A 24210-nucleotide genomic window follows, 5' to 3' on the forward strand; every position below is an offset into this window, starting at 1 on the left:
CCGAGCATACGCTGAAACCAATCATTCACCGGTGTATACAGCCAGATGATGAGATAAAGCGGTGGGCAGCGGAATTATCCTTATCGTATATGGCGTACGCCTGGGCCTGGAGACGGCGGCTTTCGCCATACCTCTGGTGCTCATGATCGTTTATTACGTCAGGAAATGGCGGTCCGGTAAAACGCTGGACGTTTAAACGATCGTGTTGCCGATATTGGTGTCATCTTTATTGAGCAACATTTTGCCATTGATCAGCAGGTTGTTTAGAACCTTGGTTCGTTTCGAGCTTTCGGTTACGATGGCGTTGGGTATAGATTTACCGTTATTGGAATAAATCGTGTTTTGAGCGATGATTGCATCCTCGGCGTTATCAGCTAATGAAATACCGTACGCAGCGTCATCTTTTCTTTTGAAGGTGATGCGGTTGCCGACAATCTCGGCGCGCTGCCCCCCCTTGATTTGAATCGCCGAATTGCCTGTGATGTCTGAAATTTCGTTGTCGGCGATTTTAACGATTTTGCCGGCGCTGCTCTCTCCGTAAATGGCGACGGATCGGGAGCCAAATATATAATTCTCTTTGAGCGTAACATCGCTGTTTTTGTCGAAGCTGATCGCGTAATTATTGGTTTGTTTTCCTGTGTAGCTGGCGCAGTCGATATAATTGCCTTCCGCGAAAACCGATGTCCCCTTTGTCCCCCAGTTTTTGATGGATATGCCGCCATTGCACTGGCCAAACGAATTGCCCCGCAGCACGACATTGGTGGACTTGTCCAGTTCGAGGCCGAAGCGTTCCGAATGGAGGGCCTTGTTGTTCAGGAATTGTACGTCATTGCTGTTGTCGACCTTGTAAGGCAGGCCCGCGCAGCGGTGCACGGCATTGTCCGCGACCAATACGTTTTCCGCGTCCCATACGCCGATGCCCGTGCCGCCCGTGTTGCCCAAATGGGACACCGTATTCCCGGTCACGACCACGTCTTTCCCGCGGGCGTCGATGCCGCTGCTGAAGCCTTTAATGATATTGCCGACTATCGTCACGTTGTTTCCGTCATATCCGTTCGATACCTGCTGCGCTGCGATGGCGACTTTGCTACCGTCCGTCCGGACCATTACGTTGTTGCTGATAACCGTATCCGTACCATTACCGTAAGAGAACGTATTGTCTGCGTGATTCCCTTCGATAATTACTCCATAACCGTTAAAGTTCAGCACGGAAACCTCGGCGTTGCCGCGGAACACGTTGCCCCGGACGACAACTCTGCGCGGTTCCTCGTAGTCGATAGCGCCTTCGCCGTATCCTTCGATATCGATACCGGCCCAAGGTTTGGTGCCCTTGACGGTGCCTGCGTTTGTAATTACATTGTTTTCTACAAAGACGCCATCGGCAGCCGTGATCGAAATGTTGTTCCGGCGTGCTCCGTCCAATGAGCAGTTGCGGATGGCTACTTTTTCCGGTTTGTCATAATCGGGGTCTACGCCCAACAGGCCCACCGAGCCGAGAAAGATGCAGTCGCCGATGCATTTGCGAATCTTCATATTTTCGATCGTAATATTCTTACCGCCGTGGACATAAATCCCAAAGCCCCATTCATACGTCGATTTCGGGAGTTTGCTGAAATCGTGCTGGTCCAGATCCCCAGTGATGATCCCGCCTGAAATCGTGACATTTTGCACTTTGCGCAGATAGATACAAGAGTAACCTCTCTCCGCGTTTGGCTGAACCTTCAGTTCCGCCTCGTGATCCAAAGTAAGCTTCATGTGGGACGGCACCACGATGCCGCCGCCTTTTTCCGGAGTGTTTGGAAAGGTGGTCCCGACGCCTTGAATCAAGTACGTCCCTTTCGGAATAAACGCTTCGTTATACCCGGCGCTTTTTGCATGGGCGATCGCCTTGTTCAAGCCCTCCGTCGTTTTTACCGCCTCGGTGCCGTCGGTTTTGATGCCCCACTGCGCCGGATCGATGACGTAGCAGGTGGCGTTTACGGCGGCAGGCTGTGCGGCCATACCGGTCACTGCCCCCTTAACATTTTCCGTGCTGTTTGCTGCCGGTTGCGTTTTGTTTACATGCTGGTTGTTCATTATGATTCCTCCTTGTCTTTTGCCTCTTGATTTTTGACTTGTTTGCCTTAGGGCCGTTTAAGTATTCCGGTGTAAACTTCATCTCCTTTGCGCAAAGTCTTTAAGTACCCGTACGGTGTTTTCACTCGGGCTCCGAAGGGGCAGTTCCCCAAGGTTCCCGTACTACCAAAGTAACAGAACCCGCGAGCGGCGAAGGGCCATGAAGCGGACAAGGCAAGGACAAAAAGCGGACAAAGAGCGGCCAGGTAATGGATGGGATAAGGCGGGAGGGACAAGAGCAGGGGCCAGGGGGCGAAAGTTGCAAAACCGGTAAAACCGGCAAAACTGGCAAAACCTTATGTCGGACGGTTTGGGTGTCCACTCATAAAAATAGCGGTACTTTATGTTCTTATTATCCGGATATAAGCATGTTCATCACCGTTAGCGGCATTTTTTGTACTTATTTTCCCGCGAATGCCCCGGATCGCGGACATTTTCTTGCCAGTCAAGAAAATAAAGGCATAAATTTCCCCTATTTCTCTCAAATGGGTGCATAGCGCCGGAATAACGGCGTTTTTTGTCTTTATGTTCTGGGCCCCGCCGCCCCGTTGCCCCGCCACTCCGCTGTCCCGGTACCGCCGCCCGCCCGTTCCGCTATACTCGCGTTATTCTAGGAACCGCCTTGGACTTACGAAGTGTACTGCTTGCGGAACTGCCGCGGCGAGCAGCCGTTTTTGAGCGCAAAGCGGTTGGAGAAATACGGCGTGCTGCCAAACCCGACATAAGCGGCGATGACCGAGATCGGCCATTCGGTTTTCAGCAGCAGCAGCTTGGCCTGTTCGAGACGGTAATGCAGCAGATAATCGTTCGGCGTCATCCCGTATACCTGCTTCATGCAGCGCGTAATGTAGTTGTAGTGGTAGTGCAGCGCCTCGGACATCTGCCCGCTGCTGATTTCCGCGCGGTAATTGTTCTTGATGAACGCTTCGGCTTTTTCCGCCACGGTGACGACCGGTGAAGCGTATGACTCCAGTTGCCTAAGGTCCATTGTACGCAGCAGTTCCCCGAACAGCTGCTGCCCGGTCCAAAAGGCGCTCGACTGGCGTTCCCCCGAATGATGCAGCAGGTGGCGAAACAGGCGGTAGGCCTGCTCGGGGTAGGGCATCGTCCACATTTTGGGCAGCTGGATGGAATAAGGCGAGGCCAGGAAGCGCCGATAGTGCTCTTCCGCGCCGGGGTACGGGAAATCCGGTTCCTCCGCGGGAATCTGCTGCCAGGAGCTAACCGTGTGAAAATGCAGCCAATAAAAAGCCGTAGGTTCCTCGCACGGCCCCGCCGCATAATGATACTGGTCAGGGAGCAGCAGCAGCGATTGCCCCGCCGTCAAGCTCCACCGCCGCCCGGCTTCGCCGATATGCAGCGTCCCGCTCTCCATAACGAGCAGGTCGAAAATACCGAGATTCCTGCGGCTCGGATGCTCCTCCCCGGGCTCGTAAACGGTATACCCGCATTCGAGAAAATAGGGCAGGGGCGGAGCGGCGATTTGCACGATTTCCGCTGTTTTCAGCATCGGACGATCCCTCCGGGATAAGTGTGAAATATTATAACTTTTAAGTTGCTGACATTCATATTATGAAGCAAATCTATGAGATAGAATAGGGTTGGTTAGTATGATATTTCAAAAAAAGAGGAGGATCTCTCGTATGTTCCAAACCGACAAAACGCAGCGGTCCGAAAGAGTGCCGTTAAACCGGGTGCGGATCCGGGACGATTTTTGGAGCTACTATATTGGGCTTGTGCGCGACGCGGTCGTTCCCTATCAATGGGAGGCCTTGAACGACCGGGTGGAGAGCGCCGAACCAAGCGGCGCCGTCCGCAATTTCCGGATCGCGGCCGGGCTTGAGCAAGGGGATTTCTACGGAATGGTGTTTCAGGACAGCGACCTGGCGAAATGGCTGGAAGCGGTGTCTTACTTATTGGAAGCGGATGCAAATCCGCAGCTGGAAGAAACCGCCGACGGGTTAATCGACATTATTGCCCAGGCCCAGCAGGATGACGGGTATTTGAATACGTATTTTACGGTGAAAGAACCGGACGGACGTTGGACCAATCTGACGGAATGTCACGAGCTCTACTGCGCGGGGCATATGATCGAGGCGGGGGTGGCGTATTACCGGGCTACGGGCAAAAGAAAGCTGCTCGACGTCGTCTGCAAGTTTGCGGATTATATCGGCACCGTGTTCGGAAACGAGCCGGGGCAGCTGCCGGGCTACGACGGGCACCAGGAAATCGAGCTGGCGCTAGTCAAGCTGTACGAAGTGACGGGCAATGAGCGGTATTTGCGCCTAAGCAAGTATTTTTTGGATCAGCGCGGACAAAAACCGAACTTTTTTGAAGCGGAGCTGCAAAAACGGGGCGGCAAAACGCATTGGCCGGGAAGCGGCAAGCATGTGGACTTGGCCTACCATCAGGCGCATCTGCCGGTACGGGAGCAGGAGACCGCGGCCGGGCATGCGGTGCGGCTCTTATACATGCTTACCGGGATGGCCGATGTGGCGGCGCTGACGGGGGACGAGTCCATGCTCGCGGCGTGCCGCAAGCTGTGGGACAACATCGCCGGCAAGCAGATGTATATCACCGGCGGGGTAGGCTCGATGCCGCAGGGCGAGGCGTTCTCCTTCGACTACGATTTGCCGAACGATACGGTGTATGCCGAGACATGCGCTTCAATCGGGCTTGTTTTCTTTGCCCAGCGGATGCTGCGGCTCGCGCCCGAATCGAAATACGCGGACGTCATGGAGCGGGCGCTTTACAATACGGTCGTCGGCGGAATGGCGCGGGACGGCAAGCATTTCTTTTACGTCAATCCGCTTGAGGTGGATCCGAAAGCCTGCCATGGCTCCAACCATAAATACGACCATATCAAAACGGTACGCCAGGAATGGTTCGGCTGCGCCTGCTGCCCGCCCAACGTCGCCCGGCTGCTCGCCTCGCTCGGGGAATACATTTATACGGTGCAAGGGGATACGGTGTACGCCCACCTCTACATCGGCGGGGAAGCCGAGCTGCAGGTTGGCGGAAGCCGGGTGAAGCTGGTGCAGGCGACCGATTATCCGTGGGACGGTCTGGTGCGCTTTACGGTCCACCCGCAGGAGGGCGGGGAGTTCTCGCTGGCGTTGCGCTTGCCGGACTGGTGTCCCGAAGCGAGCCTCACCGTCTGCGGCGAAACGGTGCCGCTGAACGGCAGCACGGTCAGGAACGGCTATGCGCGGGTACAGCGGCGCTGGCAGGAGGGCGACGTTGTGGAGCTGCGGCTTTCCATGCCGGTTACGCGCATGTACAGCCATCCGCTTGTCCGCGCAAACGCCGGAAAGGTCGCGCTGCAGCGGGGACCGCTCGTGTACTGCCTGGAGCAAGCGGACAACGGAGCGAACCTGCACGAGCTGGCGCTGCCGAAAACGGTGGAGCTTGCCGTCCGGAGGGAGGCGGAGCTGCTCGGCGGCGTGGTTACGATCGAAGCCGCGGCTGAGCGCCAGGACGAAGCGGCGTGGGCCGGCGGCTTGTACAGTCCGCAGCCGCCTTCGGCCACGCGGCCGGCGGCGCTGAAATTTATCCCGTATTATGCCTGGGCCAATCGCGGGGAAGGCGAAATGACCGTGTGGGTCCGGGAGCAGTGACGATCCCCGTACCGATAGGCGCTTAGCCGCGGATGTCTACGGATTGCTGGACGCATTGCCGGATGCATTGCGCGTTTCATGTTGTGCGTTCGTTGCTCCATGTTCAAGAGGCGGATTCGCAAATATACGAGCAGGACGCGACCCAATAATTTTTTTCTCTTTTTTGCCGGATCATCGGCAGATACGGGGGAAGTCGTCTGTGACGAGAGCCTAAACGTCCGCATATGATACCAGAAGAGACGATCATCTTTTTGGTAAAGGAGCGAGCGGTCCTTGAGAAAAGGCAAAGGCACAAAATCCGGCAGGGCGAGAAAATCCTCACTCTACTATGTGGATAATCCGGATATGAACGAGTTAATGTTGTTGGAAGAAAGGAGAGCGGCACGGCCGGAGGAGGCAAAGGAAATAAAAATTCATCAGAGCGCCTCTTCGCTATTGTCCGCCCCCGGAGAGGAAGAACTGGAACTCCCTTCATCCGAAAAGGAGGCGGTAGAAGACCTTCTGCCCGGGAAGGAGGCGATTGCGGCCCCTCTGCCCAAGAAAGAGGCGGCGGCAGCTCCCCAGCCCGGGAAGGAAGCGATGACATTTCCTCCGCCTTGGCAGGAAGCGCCGGAATACCCTACCGGCGAGCGTGTGCCGCAGGTACAAGACAAACCGGTAGATAAAAACGTCCTGAAACAGGAAATGGGAATTATTTATACGGATGATATTATGGATGCGGCGGTAACCGGGGAAAAAATCGCGCCCCATACGATCGACGCTTCGCGGATTATGCGCGGCAGTATCGGTACCGCCTGGATCGCCGATTATGCAGTGGACACCATCAAATTGGCCGACGGAGCCGTCACTTCGAGCAAGCTTGCCCCTTTGTCCGTAACCGGCAGCCATCTGGTGGACAGCGCGATCGAGGGCAGAGCGATCAAGGATCGCTCCGTCGGCGGGGAAAAGCTGGCGGACGGCAGCATCACCTCGGATAAATTGGCCGACCGGGTCATCGCCGGGGAGAAGCTGGCGGACGGTTCCATCGAAAGCCGGCATTTAAGCGAATGGATCGTCACGACCAATTTGATTCAGAATCAAGCGGTGACAAGCGAAAAAATCCGCAGCGGGGCGATCGAATCGGTCAACCTGGCGAACGGAGCCGTGGATACCTCCAAACTGGGCGATGAATCGGTTACGACGTCCAAGCTGCGCGACGGCGCTGTGACGAGCGCCAAGCTGCGGGAAGGCGCGGTGGAAAGCCGGCATCTGGCGAAAAACACCATAACCGCCAGCCACCTCGCTCCCGGACTGATCGGCGGCGAGATGCTGGCTCCCGCCAGCGTCGGCACCAAGCAGCTGCGGGAGGGAAGCGTCGGTACCGGCCATATCTGCGACCAGGCGGTCGAATCCCGCCATATTCGCTCGGGAAGCGTCGGCACCGCCCATTTGCAGCCCGGTAGCGTCGGAGCGGAGCAGTTGGCGGACGGTTCGGTTAAAGGCCGGCATTTGGCCGACAAATCGATCCTGTCTACGAAATTGTCCGATCAATCCATCGGCACCGCGCAAATCGTCGAACAGGCCGTCACTTCGTCCAAAATCGCCGATCAGAGCATTTTGCCGGGGAAAATCGCCGACGAGGCCGTGCAGACCCGCCATCTGGCCAAATCCGCGGTCCATTCGCCGCAGCTGGCGCCATCTTCCGTCACCGGAATGCATTTGGCGCCTGCCTCGGTCCAAGGAGAGCATGTATTGCCGGAATCGATTCAGGAATGGCATCTGGCGGATGGGGCCGTCACGGGAGAAAAGCTGGCTTTCGGCGAGATTGCCGGACATCACCTGGCGGAGGGCGTGATTACGGCGGCCCACCTTCAGCCCGGCAGCATCACCGCCGACAAGCTCACGGAGGACAGCGTGACCAGCCGCAGCCTGGCTCCGGGCGCGGTGACGGGATACGCGATCGGCCCTCGCCAGGTGTCGTCGGAGCATTTGGCCCCGGGTGCGATTCAAAACATTCATCTGGCCAAACAGAGCATTGACGGCAGCCTGCTGCAGAACGGGGCTATCCGGGAGGAGCATTTGGGGGCCGGATCGATCTTTTCTCCGCATTTGCAGGATCATGCGGTCACGTCCCTGAAGCTGTCGCCGGAAAGCGTTACGACCGACAAACTGGGCGATCTGGCGGTAACCACCGCCAAAATGGCCGACGGCAACGTGACGGCCGCAAAAATCGCCCCGCAGGCTATCCAGCCCCGGCATCTGGCTCCGGGCGCCGTGCAGTCGGAGTGTCTGGCCCCGGGTGCAGTTTTACCCTTGCATCTGGCGGATAACGCTGTCTCCTCGGCGCATCTGCAAACGCATGCCGTTGACGAGAATCATCTTGCTTCCGGAGCCGTTTCGCCGCGGGTGCTGCAGGATGGCGCCGTTTCGGCCGGAAAATTGGCCGCCGAAGCGGTCCAGGCGCGGCATCTGGCGGAGGAAAGCGTCGAGGGCCGGCATATCGGCGAGGCGGTGGTCGCATCGCGCCATCTCGCGCCCGAAACGATCGACTTCTGGCATCTGTCGCCCGAACTGCAGCAAAGCGGACTGTTGCCGGAAGACGGTGTCGACGGGGAGGATATCCAGCCGCTGTCGATCGAGCGGTCGCATCTGCAGTCCGGGGCCGTGGATGCCGATGTGCTGGCCGGGGAAGCGGTTGGTTCCGAGCATCTGCAAAAGGGGGCGGTGCAAAGCGGCCACATCGCCAGTGAGGCCGTTCAGAGCGACCACCTGGCGCAAGAGGCGGTGCAAGCGGAGCATCTGGCGGAGGAGAGCGTAGAAGGCCGGCACATCGGTGAAGGGGCGATCGTATCCCGCCATATTGCGGCCGAAGCAATCGACTTCTGGCATTTGTCGGCCGAATTGCAGCAAAGCGGGCTGCTGCCGGAAGACGGAATCGATGGGAAGGATGTAAAACTCTCATCGATAGGCCGGGCGCATCTGCAGTCCGGAGCCGTGGATGCCGATGTGCTGGCCGGGGAGTCGGTTGGCGGCGAGCATTTACAGCGGGGCGTCGTGCAAAGCGGGCATATCGCCGCCGAGGCCGTGCGAAGCGCGCATCTGGCCCCTGAGGCCATACGTTCGCTGCATTTGGCGGAAGCCAGCGTAGAGGGGCGGCATATCGAAGAAGCGGCGATCGCATCGCGCCACCTCGCGCCCGAAGCGATCGAGAGTGAGCACCTGTCGGCCGAACTGCTGCGAAGCGGGCTGCTGCCGGCAGACGGGATCGATGGAAAGGATATTCATCCGTTATCGATATCCCGAGTGCATCTGCAGTCCGGAGCCGTGGACGGCGACGTACTGGCGGAAGAGTCCGTCGGCGGCGAGCATCTGCGGCGGGGCGCGGTGCAAAGCGGACATCTCGCCGCCGAGGCCGTACAAAGCGATCATTTGGCCTCCGGGGCCGTACGTGCGCAGCATCTGGCGGAGGCCAGCGTAGAGGGGCGGCATATCGGCAAAGCGGCGGTCGCATCGGGGCATCTCGCACCCGAAGTGGTCGAAGGCTTTCACCTGTCGGCCGAACTGCTGCGAAGCGGGCTGCTGCCGGCAGACGGGATCGGTGGGGAGGATATTCATCCCTTGTCGATAAGCCGGGCACATCTGCAGTCCAGAGCCGTGGATGCCGACGTGCTGGCCGCGGAGTCGGTCGGTGCCGAGCATCTTCAGCGGAGCGCGGTGCAAAGCAGGAATCTCGCCGCGGAGTCGGTGCAGAGCGCCCATTTGGCTCCCGAGATCGTAAGATCGCTGCATCTGGCGAAGGAGAGCATAGAGGGACGGCACATCGAGGATGCAGCGATCGCATCCCGCCACATTGCGCCCGAAGCGATCGAGAGTGCGCACCTGTCGGCCGAATTGCAGCGAAGCGGGCTGCTGCCGGCAGAAGGGATCGACGGGGAGGATATTCATCCCATGTCGATAGGCCGGGCACAGCTTAAGTCCGGAGCCGTGGACGGCGAGGTGCTGGCCGCGGAGTCGGTCGGCAGCGGGCATTTGCAGCGGAAGGCGGTGCAAAGCGGACATCTCGCCGCAGAGTCGGTGCAGGGCGCTCATCTGGCTCCTGAAGCCGTAGGGCCGCAGCATTTGGCCGAGGCTAGCATAGAGGGGCGGCATATTGGGGAAGCGGCGATCGCATCGCGCCACATTGCGCGCGAAGCGATCGGGAGTACGCACCTGTCGGCCGAACTGCAGCGAAGCGGGCTGCTGCCGGCAGAAGGGATCGACGGGGAGGACATTCATCCGACGTCGATAGGCCGGGTACAGCTTAAGCCCGGAGCCGTGGACGGCGAGGTGCTGGCCGAGGGAGCGGTTGGCGGCGAGCATCTGCGGCGGGGCGCGGTGCAAAGCGAACACCTCGCCGCGGAGTCGGTGCAGGGCGCTCATCTGGCCGCTGAAGCCGTAGGGCCGCAGCATCTGGCACAGGGGAGCGTAGAGGGATGGCATATTGGCGAAGCGGCGATCGCATCGCGTCACATAGCCGCAGAGTCGGTGCAGGGCGCTCATTTGGCCCCTGAGTCTGTACGGGCGTTGCATCTGGCGAAGGAGAGCGTGGAAGGCCGGCATATCGAGGAAGCGGCGATCGCATCCCGCCACATCGGCCCCGAGTCGATCGATGTCTGGCATCTGTCGGCCGAACTGCTGCGAAACGGGCTGCTGCCGGAAGAAGGGATCGACGGGGAGGATATTCATCCGCTGTCGATAGGCCGGGTTCATCTGCAGGCTGAAGCCGTAGACGGCGAGGTGCTGGCCGCGGAGTCGGTCGGCGGCGAGCATCTGCAGCGGGGAGCAGTGCAAAGCGGGCATCTCGCCGCAGAGTCGGTGCAGAGCGCTCATTTGGCTCCTGAGTCCGTGCGGGCACTGCATCTGGCGAAGGAGAGTGTGGAAGGCCGACATATCGAGGAGGCGGCGATCGCATCCCGCCACATCGGTCCCGAGTCGATCGATGTCTGGCATCTGTCGGCCGAACTGCAGCGAAACGGGCTGCTGCCGGAAAAAGGGATCGGCGGCGAGGACATTCAGCCATTGTCGATAGATCGGGTACACCTTCAGGCCGGTGTTGTGGATGCCGACATTCTGGCCGAGGAGTCGGTCGGCGGCGAGCATCTGCAGCAGGGAGCGGTGCAAAGCGGGCATATTGCAAACGCGGCGGTCGGCAGCGCACAGCTTGCCGATGAAGCGATTGCCTCGCGCCACCTGAAAACCGGCGCGGTCGGCGCGGAGCACCTTGCCTTTACTCCGGTCCAGACGCTGCTGGATCAGCCGGCCAAACAGCTGTTTGGAATGTCGGCGTTTTTGTTGCAGCGCGATGAGGCCGAAACGCAAGTGAAGATTGAATTTGAAGAGCCGTTTGCTAATCCTAACTTTGTTATCGTTGCAATGACGAACCATTCGGCTTTTTACGCCACGCTAAGCGAACAAACTCAAGAATCGGCCGTCATTACGATTTCCAGGCTGAAGGAAAGCCATGTCCACTACGGCTTCGTCATGTGGATTGCCATCGGAAACGCGCATTAGAGTGTAGGGCCGATAAGATCGTAGCAAGGCCGCCGAGTTTATTCGGCGGCTTGTTGCCGTGCTTGCCGGGCGGGGAATTATTCCCGTCTGTGCCATATTCGTAGTGGGACTGACGGCATGGGCTGCGTATAGCAGCGATGGGCCGTATCCATTGGAAGTATCCAATAAACTTCGCTCAAACCGCCCATTTTGCACCTTGCCGAGTCTCATCTATTTGGATAGTATCCAATCAAGCGTCCAAATTTACGATTGAATTTCCATTTTAATTGGATATATCCAATGAGGTTTCGCCGGGGCTGTTTGTGGCTTCGCTGATCCGCCCTGAATCCGCCCTGAAGCTGACCTGAAGCTGTCACTGAAGTTCCTTAACACTGCCCCGAACTGCGTCGGATTACCTAAGGCCTGGCCGTGATTCCGGCTCGAAAAACGGCTGCATATTCCGCCGGTCAATCGGGCTTTCTCACGGCTCAGATCGACCGTTTTTTAGTATTTACACAATCTGCTCTGGCGTGTTAGTATGAAACCAACTAAAAAATAGCAAAGACTAGAAGGGCAAACTTGCCGAAAGACAAGGACGCAAAGCCACGGGCCTAAAGTACCAGCAACAGCTACGGCAGCCGGGTTTCTATAGTTGGATAGGCGTCCTCTCTTTCTTCGGGTTCTCTTTCTTCGGGTTCTCTTTCTTCGCTAGAAGGTTCATGAAGAAGGAGTTTTTTTATGTCTGAAATTTGTCGAATAAACATCAATAATGTCGAATTATGTAAAACGGGGAGATAGTTTATGGCAGAACGAGAGAATAGCGATCCGTTATTAGAGGTCTATCTTCACGAGAATTCGCAACTGCTCGAGCAGTTGGAACAGATCATCCTGGAATGCGAAGAGCTTAACGCTTTTCCGTCCGCCGCCATCCACGACATTTTCCGTATTATGCACACGATCAAAGGCTCCTCCACGATGATGAATTTCGATAACATCGCGGCTTTGTCGCACATCATGGAAGATCTGTTTGCGTTTATCCGCGAACATCAGCCCCGCTTGGCCGATTGCACGGCGTTGTCCGAGCTGGTGCTGCAGGGCGGCGATTTCATTAAGCTTGAGCTGTATAAGATCAGGCAGGGCGATTCTCCCGACGGGGACGCATCTTCGCTGAAAAGCAGCATTACCGGATATTTGGAAGAACTAAAAGCCGCACAGCATGCCGGGCCGGCAGTTTCCCCTCTTCAAGGCCCCGAAACCGGCAAACGTCAGGATGGTGAGGTCTCCCCCTCCGACGCTCATTTAAAAGCCGTTCTTTATTTTGATGACGATTACAACATGGAGAATGTTCGGGCATATCAAGTCGTTCACAGCCTGCAGGAAATGACCGAGCATTTCGCCTACTGGCCCGAGGACATTGCCGAAAATCCCGAAACAGCCTCGCTCATAAGAGAGCAGGGCTTCCAAATTCTGTTCCGGAACGGCGAATCCGCGGACACGGTAGCTGCTTACCTGTCGCAGGCGCCATCCTTAAAGCATTTGGAAATGATCAATTTGCCGGAACAAAGCCGGGCAGAGCCTGAGGCAGAGACGGCCGCCGCGGCAGAGACGCTTCAGCCGATACCCGAAGCGGAAGCGCGAACAGGAGAGTCTACGGCGGCACATTCTGCAGCGCACGCAGCAGCACTTTCTACGGACGCCGCACCTGCCTCCCCTTCCGAGCCGGGCGCCGCCGAACCCTCCCAGGTGCCGGGAGCGGCTGCCCGCACTTCGCAGCCGCCGGAGGCCAAAACGCAGGATATTGCCAGAGCTAATGCCTCGCAGCATTCCAGTTTCATCAGCGTGAATTTGGCCAAGCTCGACGAGTTGATGGACCTGGTCGGCGAGCTCGTCATCGCCGAATCGATGGTCACGCAAAACCCGGAATTAGCCGGACTGGAGCTTGAACAGTTTCAGAAGGCCGCCCGGCATCTGCGGAAGATCACCGGCGAAATCCAAGACAAGGTGATGTCGATCCGCATGGTGCCGCTGGTTAATACGTTCCAAAAAATGAACCGCATCGTACGGGATATGTGCAGAAAACAGGATAAATCAGTCCGCTTGGAACTGCTTGGCGAGGATACGGAAGTGGACAAAAACATCATCGAGCACATCTCCGATCCGATCATGCACCTTGTACGGAACGCGATCGACCACGGCATCGAAACGCCGGAGGAACGCCTGGCAGCGGGCAAGGAAGAATCCGCGACGTTGACCCTTGAAGCGAAAAACGTCGGCAACGAGGTGTTCATTATCGTGCGCGACGACGGCAGGGGGCTGAACAAAGCGAAAATTTTACAGCGCGCCCGCGAGCGGCAAATGCTGTTCAAGGACGAATCGGAGATGAGCGACCGCGAGATTTACAACTTGATTTTTCTCCCCGGCTTCTCCACGAAAGAGGTCATTACCGAGTATAGCGGGCGCGGGGTCGGCATGGATGTCGTGATGCGCAATATCGAAAGCGTTGGCGGGAATGTGTCGGTGGACAGCGCGGCAGGCGAAGGAACGACGATTACGATCCGCATTCCGCTGACGCTGGCGATTATCGACGGCATGAACGTGAAGGTGGGGAAGGCGAGATATACGATCCCGACGACGGCGATCAAGGAATCGTTCCGCGCCGCCCCCGGCAGCGTGGTCACCGATCCCGACGGCAACGAAATGGTCATGGTGCGCGGGCAGTGCTACGGAGTACTGCGCCTTTACGAACGCTATAAGGTCAAGACCGAGATTACCGCGATGGAAGACGGGATTTTGATCATGGTGGAGCAGGACGGCACGCCGTTTTGCGTTTTTGCCGACGAATTGCTCGGGCAGCAGCAGGTTGTGGTCAAGAGCTTGCCGGCGTATATCCGTAAAATCCGGAACATCGGGGGCTTGGCCGGCTGCACGATGCTCGGGGACGGAAGCATCAGCCTGATCCTCGATGTCGGGGGACTCGTCAAGGCATCGGCATCATAGGACAACCAAGCAAAGGAGAGGGAGACATGGCGAATCAAGAGGCAAGCCTGCCGCTGGAGCAGGACGACGACACGCAGAAAGGAAAGTTCCTCACGTTTATGATCGGGAGCGATGTTTACGGCATCGAAATCAAATTCGTCACCGAAATCATCGGCATCCAGGCGATTACCGAGGTGCCGGAGTTGCCGGAGCATATCCGCGGCATCATCAATTTGCGCGGCAAAATCATTCCGGTCATGGACGTGAGGCTGCGCTTCAAAAAGCCGTTCCGGGAGTATAACGACCGGACCTGCATCATCGTCGTGGATATGAAGGACATTTCGATCGGGCTGATCGTCGACAGCGTCGCCGAGGTCGTCACGATTGCGGAAGAGGATATCGTTCCTCCGCCGGAGATCAAAAGCGGCAGCCAGCAAGGTTTTATCAAAGGGGTCGGAAAAGTCGGCGGCGAAGTCAAGCTGCTGCTGGACGGCGACAAGCTGCTTCATCATGATGAAGCGGAAAATTTAAGTCAACTGTAAACGAAAACCGCAACGGGGGTTATGGAAAATGATGAAGCTAACGATCAAAGCAAGATTAATCCTGTCCTTTAGTCTTTTGGTTCTCTCCCTGGTCGGCCTCGGAGTGTATTCGATCAATTCGTTAAACCAAGTGAATCAGCAGTCCACGGTCATCAGCGATACATGGCTCCCGGCGATGGATGCGGCCCATGTCATGAACACGGCCACTTCCGATTACCGGACCACCGAATTGCGGATTATTTTGGCGGAGAACGACCCGCAGGGATTGAAAGAGATGAAAGAGCGTTTAAATAATAAAGTCCAGGAATTGCAGCAGCTGATGACCGGTTACGAGGAGCAGACCCAAAACGACGAAGAGGCCGCCCGGCTGTATAACGTGTTTAAACAGGAGTGGGCCGGTTATTTGCAGATCAGCGACCAAATCATCGGATTGGTCGATCAGCATAAAGAGGCCGAAGCGCTGGAGCTCATGAGCGGAACCTCCGAGAAGGAATTCGATCAGGCTTCAAACGCTTTGCTCGATTTGGTGAAATACAATCAAACGAATTCGCAAAAAGCGAGCGACGATGGCGATAAAGCTTACGCCGGCACGGTCGCCATCATGACTACGATCATTATCGTTATGACGCTGATCGCCATCGGCCTGGCTTTCCTGATCGTCCTCGGCATCACGAAGCCGATCCGCAAGCTGTCCGAGGCGGCCGATGAGCTGGCGCTGGGCAATGTAAACATCAACGTGGAGACGAAGAGCAAGGACGAGATCGGTCAATTGATGTTGTCGTTTGCCCGCATGATCGCCAGCATCCGCGAGCAGGCCCAGGCGGTGGAGATGGTGGCGAGCGGGGATCTGACCGTGCAGGTGAAGGTAAGGTCGGAAAACGATCTGATGGGTAAAAAAATCCAGGAAATGATCGAACGCAACAACGAGATATTGACCAGCATCAATACGGCCGCGGACCAGGTGGCTTCCGGCTCGAAGCAGGTGTCCGATTCCAGCATCGCGCTGTCGCAAGGGGCCACCGAGCAAGCCAGCTCGGTCGAGGAACTGACCGCCTCGCTGGAGGAGATCTCCTCGCAGACGAAGCTGAACGCGCAAAACGCGAACGAAGCGAACAAGCTCGCGGCCGATTCGAAAAACAGCGCGCTCCAGGGCAACGAGCAGATGAAGGACATGCTGGCGGCGATGCGCGAAATCAACGACGCTTCCAGCAACATTTCGAAAATCATCAAAGTCATCGACGAAATTGCTTTCCAGACGAACATTTTGGCGCTCAACGCCGCCGTGGAAGCCGCCCGGGCCGGCCAGCACGGCAAAGGCTTCGCCGTCGTGGCGGAGGAGGTCCGCAACCTTGCGGCCCGCTCGGCGAATGCGGCCAAGGAAACGACGGATATGATCGAAGGCTCGATCGACAAAGTGCAGGAAGGCACGAGAATCGCCGACCAGACGGCCGCAGCGCTGCAGTCGATCGTGGGCGACATCGAAAAGGTGGCCAACCTGGTTGGCGATATCGCGATGGCCTCGACGGAGCAGGCGGCCGCGATCACGCAAATCAACCAAGGCATCTCGCAGGTGTCCCAGGTCATCCAAACCAACTCGGCGACCTCGGAGGAAAGCGCCGCCGCCAGCGAGGAGCTGTCCAGCCAGGCGGCTCTCCTGAAGCAGCAGGTTGCGCAGTTTAAGCTGAAGCGCAGCGGATACGGAGGTTTTGCGGGATACAACGGCAGCCTCGAGGAATTGAATCCCGAAGTGCTTCGCGTCCTGGAAAACATGGGTCCAAAAGAGCGGAATCACGAGCCTTCCGGCGCTTCCGCGGTGCCCAAGATTCTCCTCAGCGACTCGGAATTCGGTAAATATTGAGGTATGGTCCGCATTACGAACCAGGAGTTTCGGCAGCTGTCGGATTACATCCGGCTCCATTACGGGATTCATCTCAAGGAAGAGAAGCAGGCGCTGGTGATGGGCAGGCTGAACAACGTATTGATGAGCAAAAACTTCACCAGCTTTAAGGCCTATTTCGAATATATCGTCTCCGACCGAACCGGAGAGGCGGTCATGACGCTGGTGGACAAAATCACGACGAACCACACGTTTTTTATGCGGGAAAACGATCATTTTCAGTTTTTTCGCGACAAGGTGCTCCCTTACCTGGAAGCCACGGTGAAGGACAAGGACCTCCGCGTTTGGAGCGCGGGGTGCTCCTCGGGGGAGGAACCCTATACGCTGGCGATGCTGATGGATGAATATTTTGCCCGGAACAAGCCGCTGTGGGATTCGCAGGTGCTGGCGACCGATATTTCGCGGCAAATTTTGGACAAAGCGCAGAGAGGCGTTTACGCCAATGAAGATATCGCCGTTCTTCCTCCCGCCTGGCGAATGAAATATTTCACCGGGGTGGATCAAATGCACAGCGTCGTATCCGATAAATTAAAAAAAGAGGTTATTTTCCGCAAATTCAATTTGATGGAACCGGCGTTTCCTTTTAAGCGGAAGTTTCACGTCATTTTTTGCCGGAACGTCATGATCTATTTCGATGCGCCTACCAAGCAGGCTTTGGTGGACAAGTTTTACAGGCATTTGGAGCCGGGCGGCTATTTGTTCATCGGCCATTCCGAATCGCTGCAGCGGGAAACGACGCCGTTCAAATACGTGATGCCCGCAGTTTATCGTAAAGAATAAGCTTTGTGAAAATGAGGAGATCGTATGGGAGTACCCAGGAAATTGCGCGTGCTGATCGTTGATGACTCCATGATGTACCGGGAAGTGCTCTCCCTGGGGCTTTCATCGGATCCGAATATCGAGATTGTCGGAAAAGCGGTTGATCCGTTCGACGCCCGCGACCAAATCGTCAGCCTTCGCCCGGACGTGATGATCTGCGACGTGGAAATGCCGAAGATGAACGGGATCGAATTTATCCGCCGCCTGCTTCCGCAATACGCTTTGCCCGTCATCGTGGTGAGCACGATCAGCGACGCCGTGTTTGAGGCCATGAACGCCGGGGCCGTCGATTTTGTCGGCAAGCCGGATCCACGGTCGCCCAGGAGCGTGGAGCTGTTTATCCGGGAATTGATTGAGAAGGTGAAGATCGCCGCCGTCACGAATGTTTCGCGGCCCGGGTTCCGACCCGCCGGAACCGGCAACATCCCGGAGCAGACGTTCAACTCCGACCGCATTATAGCCATCGGCGCATCAACCGGGGGGACGGAGGCCATTTCGTATATTTTGAAACAGCTGCCTTCGGCGTTTCCGGGCATGGTGATCGTACAGCATATCCCGCCGTTGTTTTCCAAAATGTTTGCCGACCGCTTGAATCACAGCACGAAATTTACGGTCAAGGAGGCGGAAGCGGGGGATATCGTGGAACCGGGAAAAGTGCTGATCGCGCCCGGAGACCGGCATATGCGCCTTCGCAAGCTGGGCGGCCGGTTCAAGGTCGAATGCTTCGAAGGCGATAAGATCAACGGGCATTGTCCGGCGATTGACGTGCTGTTCGAATCGGCGGCCAAGGAATGCGGCTCCCGGGCAGTTGGCGTGATTCTGACCGGCATGGGATACGACGGCGCCAAAGGGCTGCTGTCCATGCGCCGTAAGGGCGCCCGCACGCTTGGGCAGGATGAGCCGTCGTCCGTTGTATACGGCATGCCTAAGGTTGCTTATGAGCTGGGCGCGGTCGATAAGCAGGTTTCGCTGGAGCGGATGGCGCGGGCGTTATGTTCGGCGGTGGTCGAGGCGGCGGACCAATAAAGCGCAAAGGCGTGGCCGGGCGGCGTTTTGCCTACGCCGGACGCATTAAGGCAGAGAGTTCCTCCCGGGTGACGGGAGGGCTCTTTTTTTTGCTCCATGCCGGTTACCCGATCCCGTAGTATAATGGATGTATCATTTGGGGGAGGAATTTGGAAGTGACTTTAATCAAGCAGCTCAAGAACCAGGATGAATTCGTCGGCTTCTATTTGCTCAAGGAGCTGGAAGTGAAGCAGACGAACGCCAATCCGCCTAAGGACTATTTGGACATCGTATTATGCGACGCAACCGGGGAGATGCCGGCGAAATTTTGGGACGCTTCGCAGACGGACAAGGAGACGTTTTTTCCGATGGGGCTCGTGAAGGTACGCGGGGTTGTGCAAACCTACCGGGAAAAGCTGCAGGTCAAAATCATGCAAATCCGCCCGGCCAAAGCGGAGGATGGTGTGACGCTCACGGATTTTATCCGCTCCGCGCCGATTTCGCCGGACGATCTGATTTATACGATTCAATCGGTTATCGCGGACATCGACGACGACGAAATTCGCGAGATCGTCCGGTATTGCGTCGGCAAGGTGAAGGAGAAGCTGTCCCATTACCCGGCGGCGAAAACGCACCATCACGCCTATTTCGGCGGGCTTGCTTACCATATGGTGCGGATGCTGGAAATCGGCGATTTTCTGTGCCGGCAGCGGCCGTTCCTGAACCGCGATCTGCTGAAGGCGGGCATTATACTCCACGACATCGCCAAGCCGGAGGAGATGGTCGCGCAGCTCGGCATCGTGTCCGAATACAGCGTGCAGGGCAAGCTGGTCGGGCATATCGCGATGGCCTCGAGCTGGATCACCGAGGCGGCGATCCGTCTTGGCATCGATCCCGATTCGCCGAAGGTGCTGGGGCTGCAGCATTTGGTGCTCTCGCACCACAACCTGGGCGAATGGGGCAGCCCGGTGCAGCCGCAAATGGCGGAAGCGGTCGCGCTGCACCATATCGATGCGCTGGACGCCAAGCTGCAAATGGTGGAGGACGCGTTGAATACGACGCCGGAAACCGAGGAGTGGACGCCGTTCATCCGCGGTTTGGAGAACAAGGCGATCTACCGCTTGAAGTGGTGACGTCTAAGACCCTGTTATTCCACATCAAAATCGAAATAGGTCGAAGGGTAAGGTTCGTTTTTTAACGTGTAATGCCACCATTCTTTGCTGTACGGTTTAAAACCTTGCTTGACCATCGCGGTCTTCAGGATGTAGCGGTGTTTGCGCTGCTCCTTGGTCAGCCCTTTGGCTCCGTGCGCGGAAATCGCCCCCAGGAAATCGACGCGGCCGCCCATATCGACTTCTTCCCCGGTCCGTTTGTACACCATGGTCAGATCGACCGTGCTGCCGCGGGAATGTCCGGATTTGGAAGAGAGGTAGCCGAGTTTGAACAGGTTTTTCTTGTCGACGTCGGGGTAAAATTTCTCTTTCATCAGTGTGTCCTGCGGTTTTTTGGACCAGGCGATGAAATGGTCGACCGCTTTTTGCGGGCGGTAGGCGTCGATGATCTTGAGCCGGTAGCCCTGCTTCTCCAAATCGTCGTTGACCTTTTTTAAAGCGCGGGCCGCCCTTAAGGTTAATATGGCAAAAGGGGCGTTATATCCGTCGATCCGCTCGCCGATAAAGTTGTCCCCGGTATAATAGCGGATGTCGTAAACCGCATCCGGGATCACTTCATCGAGATAGACGAATCCTTTTCCTTTGGGCAGTTGATTCAGCTTTTCGATAGATTTGTCTTGTGATGCGTCCGGCGATGTACCCGGGGACAGTCCGTCTTGCGGCGAACCGGGCGGGGCCGTTTCCACTTGCGCGGCTGCGGCTCGGTCCGGACTTGCCGCGCTTTTCCCGGTTCCGGCGGTATTCCAGCTGATCAACAGCAGCAGGGCGGACAGGCCAAGCAGGATAGTCCGCCGCAGGCTTCGCCGGGCAAATCGGTACACACTCGCGCGAGGTTGAGGTTGGACGGAAGTATAGGGATCGGTAGAATTGCGGTTACGGGAAAACATTGTATGGCTCCTTTCGTGTCTGCTTTCAATGGGGAAGCATAATGACGTAATTTTCTTCATTTCTTCATACGCCTCCGATAATTTCGAATCGCCCTTCGATCCAATAGCTGCCTGGAGTTTCTTTGACGAAAGTGCGCTGCTTGTCCTGCTTCTTTTCGCTCATGGCAGACCTCCTTAGGGCGTATTTACTTCTATTTTAATGCATGCGGATAAGGGCGTACAGCCTACTTGAAGTGAGGCGCGGGATGTGAGACTTTGATCACTACCACGAAAGAAAGTTCTATTATATTCTCGTAGGAGGGATTGTCTTGGCAAAGATCAGGATCGGGAAAATCAGCTTTTGGCATGTGCATGCTTGGGATTATGAAAGAGGCCGGGAACCATGCGCGGGCCGTTCCTCAGATAATCGCTGAGGCGCGGTCCGCTCCCATGTTCGCTTACATTTTCATGCTCATGGTTTTGGCGGTTGTCCCCCCAGAAAAGAAGCCAATTCAAAACTCCTTGAAAATGCCATTAATGCAAAATGCGGTAAATTGAAAGAAGATGAGATGATTGGGAATTTTTTGGAAAGGGGTTATCGCGTGTGAATGGTTCTTCTCTGGGAACGGACAAAGAGGCTGTTTTGGTGGAGATGAAGCGGTTGAAGCAGAAGGCGGACCGGCTGCTCGCGATGTCGATCAGGCTGGGCCAGCCCGGGCTGGTCGTGGAAGCGGAGCAGTTGTACCGGGAAATCGACAAGCTATCGGAATATTCGGGATAAAGCGGATAATGTTATATGTATGTAATGTTAAATAACATATATAAAAATATGTTATTTTTTTTGACATAAATATATTGACAAGTCCTCGGAATCGCCTATAATTAAACACAAGATTCATCGTTTTAAGGATCGCACCCGATTAATATGACATATTATCTTACATGAAATGGGGTGTGGGGATGATTACTTCGGCGGGCGAACTGAAGCAGGAAATTTTGAGGATTTACAACGCGATCAATAAGCGGATTTTTAACGTGGGTGTAAAACAGCAAAAGGTGGATTTCGTCGGCAACAAAATCGTGATCGTCTCCTTAAATGGACGAGTCCCGGTGTTGAAGCTTTTGGACGAGGAGTACCGTTTTTCGACAAGACAGCTCGATTATTTGCTGTTTCAGGTCTTTAAGCGGGAAATCAAGGCGGCGCTTGAGCAGCAATTTCAATTGAATATTGTCGCAGTACTCAAAGATTACGATGCCGAGACCGAATTTTCCGGTACGATCGTGGTCTTGGATCGCGACGTGGAGCATTATCTGAAGGAACCGCCGGAACTCCGGTAGCGGAGAGCCGGTTAATCGTCAGTTTGGACTCGTGGGCGCATCGAAGGATGCGCCTGCGGACCTGGGCTGGCGATTTTTTTGTACCCGAATTTGCTATTAAAAAAAGGGCTCAACCTTAATAATCAGCGCTTGACAGGGAAGGCCGGTAAGCGATCGTGGCAAGCAATATCGGCAGATCAACATCCGCTGTCCGGACGCTTTGCACGATTATCCCGTTTGATCCGGCAGCAGAGAGGAAGATAAATTCAGGAGAGGAAAAAAGGTTTGGGAGAAGCAGACATGTTCGAGATCGTTAATTTCGAGATCGTTAGACAGGTTTGTGAGAAGGAGATTTAGGAGAAGTGAAGCAGACCTGGCGGGAGGAATGGGGCAAGACACCGTGAAAAATGAAAGGGCCGTAATCAGCCCCCCCCCCTCTGCCCCCTGAACAAGAGGGATAATCGTGCAAAGCAGCGTGCAGGGATACCAGGACACGAACGCTATCATAATTTATTTTGTCAAGCACTGATCTCGGTTTTGAGCCCAAAAAAGATTTGCACTTTAAGGAGGATGGGGAGCATGCAGCCGAAAATCGAAATTTCCGGGGTCAGCAAATGGTTTCGCCGAAACGGTCAGGAGATTCCCGCCATGCGGGAAACGAGTCTGACGATCGAGGAGGGCCGGTTCGTCAGCATGATCGGTCCGAGCGGATGCGGAAAGTCGACCTTGTTCAACATTATCGCCGGCCTGATTCCGCCCTCGACCGGGCAGGTGATCGCGGACGGGCGCAATATCGTCGGTAAAACGGGTTATGTCGGCTATATGCTGCAAAAAGACATGCTGCTGCCGTGGCGGACGATTCTGGACAACATCATCCTCGGCATGGAGGTGCGCGGCGTTCCGTGCAAGGAGGCCGCAGAGCGGGCCTTGCCTTTGATGGAGAAGTACGGGCTGAAGGGGTTTGACAAGCATTATCCGCAGGAGCTGTCGGGAGGCATGCGGCAGCGGGCGGCGCTGCTCAGGACGCTGCTGTACGACCGCGACATCATTTTGCTGGACGAGCCCTTCGGCGCGCTGGACGCGCAAACCCGGCTGACGATGCAAAACTGGCTGCTGCAAATCTGGACGGACTTCGGCAAAACGGTGCTGTTCGTCACGCACGACATCGACGAGGCGATTTATTTGTCCGACGACATTTACGTATTTTCCCAGCGCCCCGGGCGCGTGAAGTCGAAAATTACGGTCACGATGGAGCGTCCGCGCAAGACGGAAGACATGACCTCGCCGGATTTTATGGAGCTCAAGCATCATCTGCTTGATGAGCTTGCGGCGGGGCACGCGGAAGAGGACATCGCTTTATAGCCGAGCTTAGCATATCACATTTATCCAGGAGATTTAGGAGGCGATTCTACGATGGAAACGGTACGAAAATCGGCTTTTGTGGTTCAGGCGCTGCCGGCGGATGCGGCGGAGACGGCGGGTGCTGCGGGAAAGGCGGAAAAAGAGGGAAGGGCGGCCAAAGCGGCGAAAGCGGCCAAGGCGCAGGCCGCGTCCCGTTCCGCTCCGCTGATCCACGATGAGGAAGCGGCCGCCCGGAGGCGGGCCCGCGTGATCGGCTGGGGCAGATTTGCCGTGGCGGTCCTGTTGTTTGTCGTATGGGAGGTGTTTACCCGGCTTGACTGGCTTGATCCTTATTACTGGAGCAGCCCGAGCGTTATTTTGCAAACGACTTGGGTACAGTTGACGGCAGGCACGCTGCTTTCCGACATCATCTACACGTCCGGCTCCACCGTGCTTGGCTTCGTGTTCGGGACGCTGCTTGGCGCGCTGCTCGGCCTCTCCTTCTGGTGGTCAAAGAGCTATGCCGGCATCAGCGAACCTTACCTGATCGTCCTGAACGCCATGCCGAAGCTGGCGCTGGCCCCGGTGCTCGTCATTTTGCTCGGGATCGGCTTTTTTTCCAAAGTGGCGCTCGCTTTTTCGATGACAGTCGTCGTGGCGGCCCTATCGGCTTACAGCGGGGTCAAAAGCGTTGATCCGGACATGGAAAAGCTGATGTATTCGCTGGGCGCCAAACGGATGCAGGTGTTCACCAAAGTGGTGATTCCGTGGTCGATGCCGTGGATCATCAGCAGCCTGCGCATCAACATTGCGCTCGCGCTGGCGGGAGCGATCGTCGGCGAGTTTATCGCCTCCAGCCAGGGCGTCGGCCGGATGATCATGTATGCCGGCACGATTCTCGACATCAATCTCGTGTGGGTCGGCGTGGTCGTGCTGTCGGCGCTGTCCATGGTCATGTATTGGGGCGTGGTGCTGCTGGAAAAAGGACTGTCAAAGGGACTTGGCGTGAGGTAGTGCATCGCACCGTTATCCATT

16 protein-coding genes and 1 riboswitch are annotated in these 24210 nt (G+C 56.5%); of the genes, 13 read left to right on the forward strand and 3 right to left on the reverse strand.

Features of this window, described 5'->3' with window-relative positions:
• Positions 1 to 61: 61 nt before the first annotated feature.
• A complete protein-coding gene (locus DYE26_RS34640; RefSeq protein WP_255310260.1) occupies positions 62 to 196 on the forward strand; it encodes a hypothetical protein in 135 nt (44 codons plus the stop codon).
• Here the strand turns inward: DYE26_RS34640 and DYE26_RS31725 are convergent.
• A complete protein-coding gene (locus DYE26_RS31725) occupies positions 193 to 2076 on the reverse strand; it encodes a right-handed parallel beta-helix repeat-containing protein (RefSeq protein ID WP_051985324.1) in 1884 nt (627 codons plus the stop codon). The two genes, DYE26_RS34640 and DYE26_RS31725, sit on opposite strands and share 4 nt — an antisense overlap.
• A gap of 667 nt (positions 2077 to 2743) precedes the next feature.
• Positions 2744 to 3625: an AraC family transcriptional regulator gene (locus DYE26_RS31730; protein ID WP_036620740.1), complete on the reverse strand. Its 882-nt coding sequence runs from the start codon at positions 3623 to 3625 to the stop codon at positions 2744 to 2746.
• 133 nt (positions 3626 to 3758) lie between these two features.
• Between DYE26_RS31730 and DYE26_RS31735 the strand changes: the two genes are divergently transcribed.
• The 8 genes from DYE26_RS31735 (at position 3759) to DYE26_RS31770 (ending at position 19612) form a co-directional block, all read left to right on the forward strand.
• Positions 3759 to 5732, forward strand: coding sequence for a glycoside hydrolase family 127 protein (locus DYE26_RS31735; RefSeq protein WP_036620743.1), 1974 nt, complete (start codon positions 3759 to 3761; stop codon positions 5730 to 5732).
• Positions 5733 to 6005: 273 nt separating this feature from the next.
• Complete coding sequence (locus tag DYE26_RS31740; RefSeq protein WP_051985325.1) at positions 6006 to 11261, forward strand: WIAG-tail domain; 5256 nt, start codon at positions 6006 to 6008, stop codon at positions 11259 to 11261.
• 541 nt (positions 11262 to 11802) lie between these two features.
• A riboswitch (cyclic di-GMP riboswitch) is annotated at positions 11803 to 11891 on the forward strand.
• Positions 11892 to 12041: 150 nt separating this feature from the next.
• Positions 12042 to 14237, forward strand: a complete 2196-nt coding sequence (locus DYE26_RS31745) for a chemotaxis protein CheA (RefSeq protein ID WP_036620745.1) — start codon at positions 12042 to 12044, stop codon at positions 14235 to 14237.
• A gap of 26 nt (positions 14238 to 14263) precedes the next feature.
• Entirely contained in the window at positions 14264 to 14758 is a 495-nt protein-coding gene (locus DYE26_RS31750; RefSeq protein ID WP_051985326.1) for a chemotaxis protein CheW, read from the forward strand.
• Positions 14759 to 14786: 28 nt separating this feature from the next.
• Positions 14787 to 16616 carry a methyl-accepting chemotaxis protein gene (locus DYE26_RS31755; RefSeq protein WP_036620747.1) on the forward strand — a complete coding sequence of 610 codons (1830 nt, stop codon included), beginning with the start codon at positions 14787 to 14789 and terminating at the stop codon, positions 16614 to 16616.
• A 3-nt stretch (positions 16617 to 16619) separates the two neighbouring features.
• On the forward strand, positions 16620 to 17435 hold the full coding sequence (locus DYE26_RS31760; RefSeq protein WP_036620748.1) for a CheR family methyltransferase: 816 nt from the start codon (positions 16620 to 16622) through the stop codon (positions 17433 to 17435).
• Between the two features lie 24 nt (positions 17436 to 17459).
• Positions 17460 to 18500: a protein-glutamate methylesterase/protein-glutamine glutaminase gene (locus tag DYE26_RS31765; protein WP_036620749.1), complete on the forward strand. Its 1041-nt coding sequence runs from the start codon at positions 17460 to 17462 to the stop codon at positions 18498 to 18500.
• A gap of 155 nt (positions 18501 to 18655) precedes the next feature.
• Positions 18656 to 19612, forward strand: coding sequence for a 3'-5' exoribonuclease YhaM family protein (locus tag DYE26_RS31770; protein ID WP_036620750.1), 957 nt, complete (start codon positions 18656 to 18658; stop codon positions 19610 to 19612).
• Positions 19613 to 19626: 14 nt separating this feature from the next.
• Here DYE26_RS31770 and DYE26_RS31775 read toward each other — a convergent pair whose 3' ends face one another.
• On the reverse strand, positions 19627 to 20538 hold the full coding sequence (locus DYE26_RS31775; protein WP_082207706.1) for a M15 family metallopeptidase: 912 nt from the start codon (positions 20536 to 20538) through the stop codon (positions 19627 to 19629).
• Positions 20539 to 21121: 583 nt separating this feature from the next.
• Here DYE26_RS31775 and DYE26_RS33700 point away from each other — a divergent pair.
• From DYE26_RS33700 to DYE26_RS31795, 4 genes are all read left to right on the forward strand, one after another.
• Positions 21122 to 21298, forward strand: coding sequence for a hypothetical protein (locus DYE26_RS33700; RefSeq protein ID WP_155621114.1), 177 nt, complete (start codon positions 21122 to 21124; stop codon positions 21296 to 21298).
• A gap of 179 nt (positions 21299 to 21477) precedes the next feature.
• Positions 21478 to 21855: a Na-translocating system protein MpsC family protein gene (locus DYE26_RS31785; protein ID WP_155621113.1), complete on the forward strand. Its 378-nt coding sequence runs from the start codon at positions 21478 to 21480 to the stop codon at positions 21853 to 21855.
• Positions 21856 to 22413: 558 nt separating this feature from the next.
• Positions 22414 to 23196 carry an ABC transporter ATP-binding protein gene (locus tag DYE26_RS31790; protein WP_036620752.1) on the forward strand — a complete coding sequence of 261 codons (783 nt, stop codon included), beginning with the start codon at positions 22414 to 22416 and terminating at the stop codon, positions 23194 to 23196.
• Positions 23197 to 23247: 51 nt separating this feature from the next.
• On the forward strand, positions 23248 to 24189 hold the full coding sequence (locus DYE26_RS31795) for an ABC transporter permease (protein ID WP_036620753.1): 942 nt from the start codon (positions 23248 to 23250) through the stop codon (positions 24187 to 24189).
• The last annotated feature ends 21 nt before the right edge of the window (positions 24190 to 24210 follow it).

It is taken from the genome of Paenibacillus macerans (assembly GCF_900454495.1).
In the GTDB taxonomy this organism is placed as follows: Bacteria; Bacillota; Bacilli; order Paenibacillales; family Paenibacillaceae; genus Fontibacillus; species Fontibacillus macerans.

Coding starts and splice junctions, on each gene's coding strand:
- DYE26_RS31725 (WP_051985324.1), bottom strand. CDS start 2,076: ATGAACAACCAGCATGTAAACAAAACGCAACCGGCAGCAAACAGCACG.
- DYE26_RS31730 (WP_036620740.1), bottom strand. CDS start 3,625: ATGCTGAAAACAGCGGAAATCGTGCAAATCGCCGCTCCGCCCCTGCCC.
- DYE26_RS31735 (WP_036620743.1), top strand. CDS start 3,759: ATGTTCCAAACCGACAAAACGCAGCGGTCCGAAAGAGTGCCGTTAAAC.
- DYE26_RS31745 (WP_036620745.1), top strand. CDS start 12,042: ATGGCAGAACGAGAGAATAGCGATCCGTTATTAGAGGTCTATCTTCAC.
- DYE26_RS31750 (WP_051985326.1), top strand. CDS start 14,264: ATGGCGAATCAAGAGGCAAGCCTGCCGCTGGAGCAGGACGACGACACG.
- DYE26_RS31755 (WP_036620747.1), top strand. CDS start 14,787: ATGATGAAGCTAACGATCAAAGCAAGATTAATCCTGTCCTTTAGTCTT.
- DYE26_RS31760 (WP_036620748.1), top strand. CDS start 16,620: ATGGTCCGCATTACGAACCAGGAGTTTCGGCAGCTGTCGGATTACATC.
- DYE26_RS31765 (WP_036620749.1), top strand. CDS start 17,460: ATGGGAGTACCCAGGAAATTGCGCGTGCTGATCGTTGATGACTCCATG.
- DYE26_RS31775 (WP_082207706.1), bottom strand. CDS start 20,538: ATGTTTTCCCGTAACCGCAATTCTACCGATCCCTATACTTCCGTCCAA.
- DYE26_RS31785 (WP_155621113.1), top strand. CDS start 21,478: ATGATTACTTCGGCGGGCGAACTGAAGCAGGAAATTTTGAGGATTTAC.
- DYE26_RS31790 (WP_036620752.1), top strand. CDS start 22,414: ATGCAGCCGAAAATCGAAATTTCCGGGGTCAGCAAATGGTTTCGCCGA.
- DYE26_RS31795 (WP_036620753.1), top strand. CDS start 23,248: ATGGAAACGGTACGAAAATCGGCTTTTGTGGTTCAGGCGCTGCCGGCG.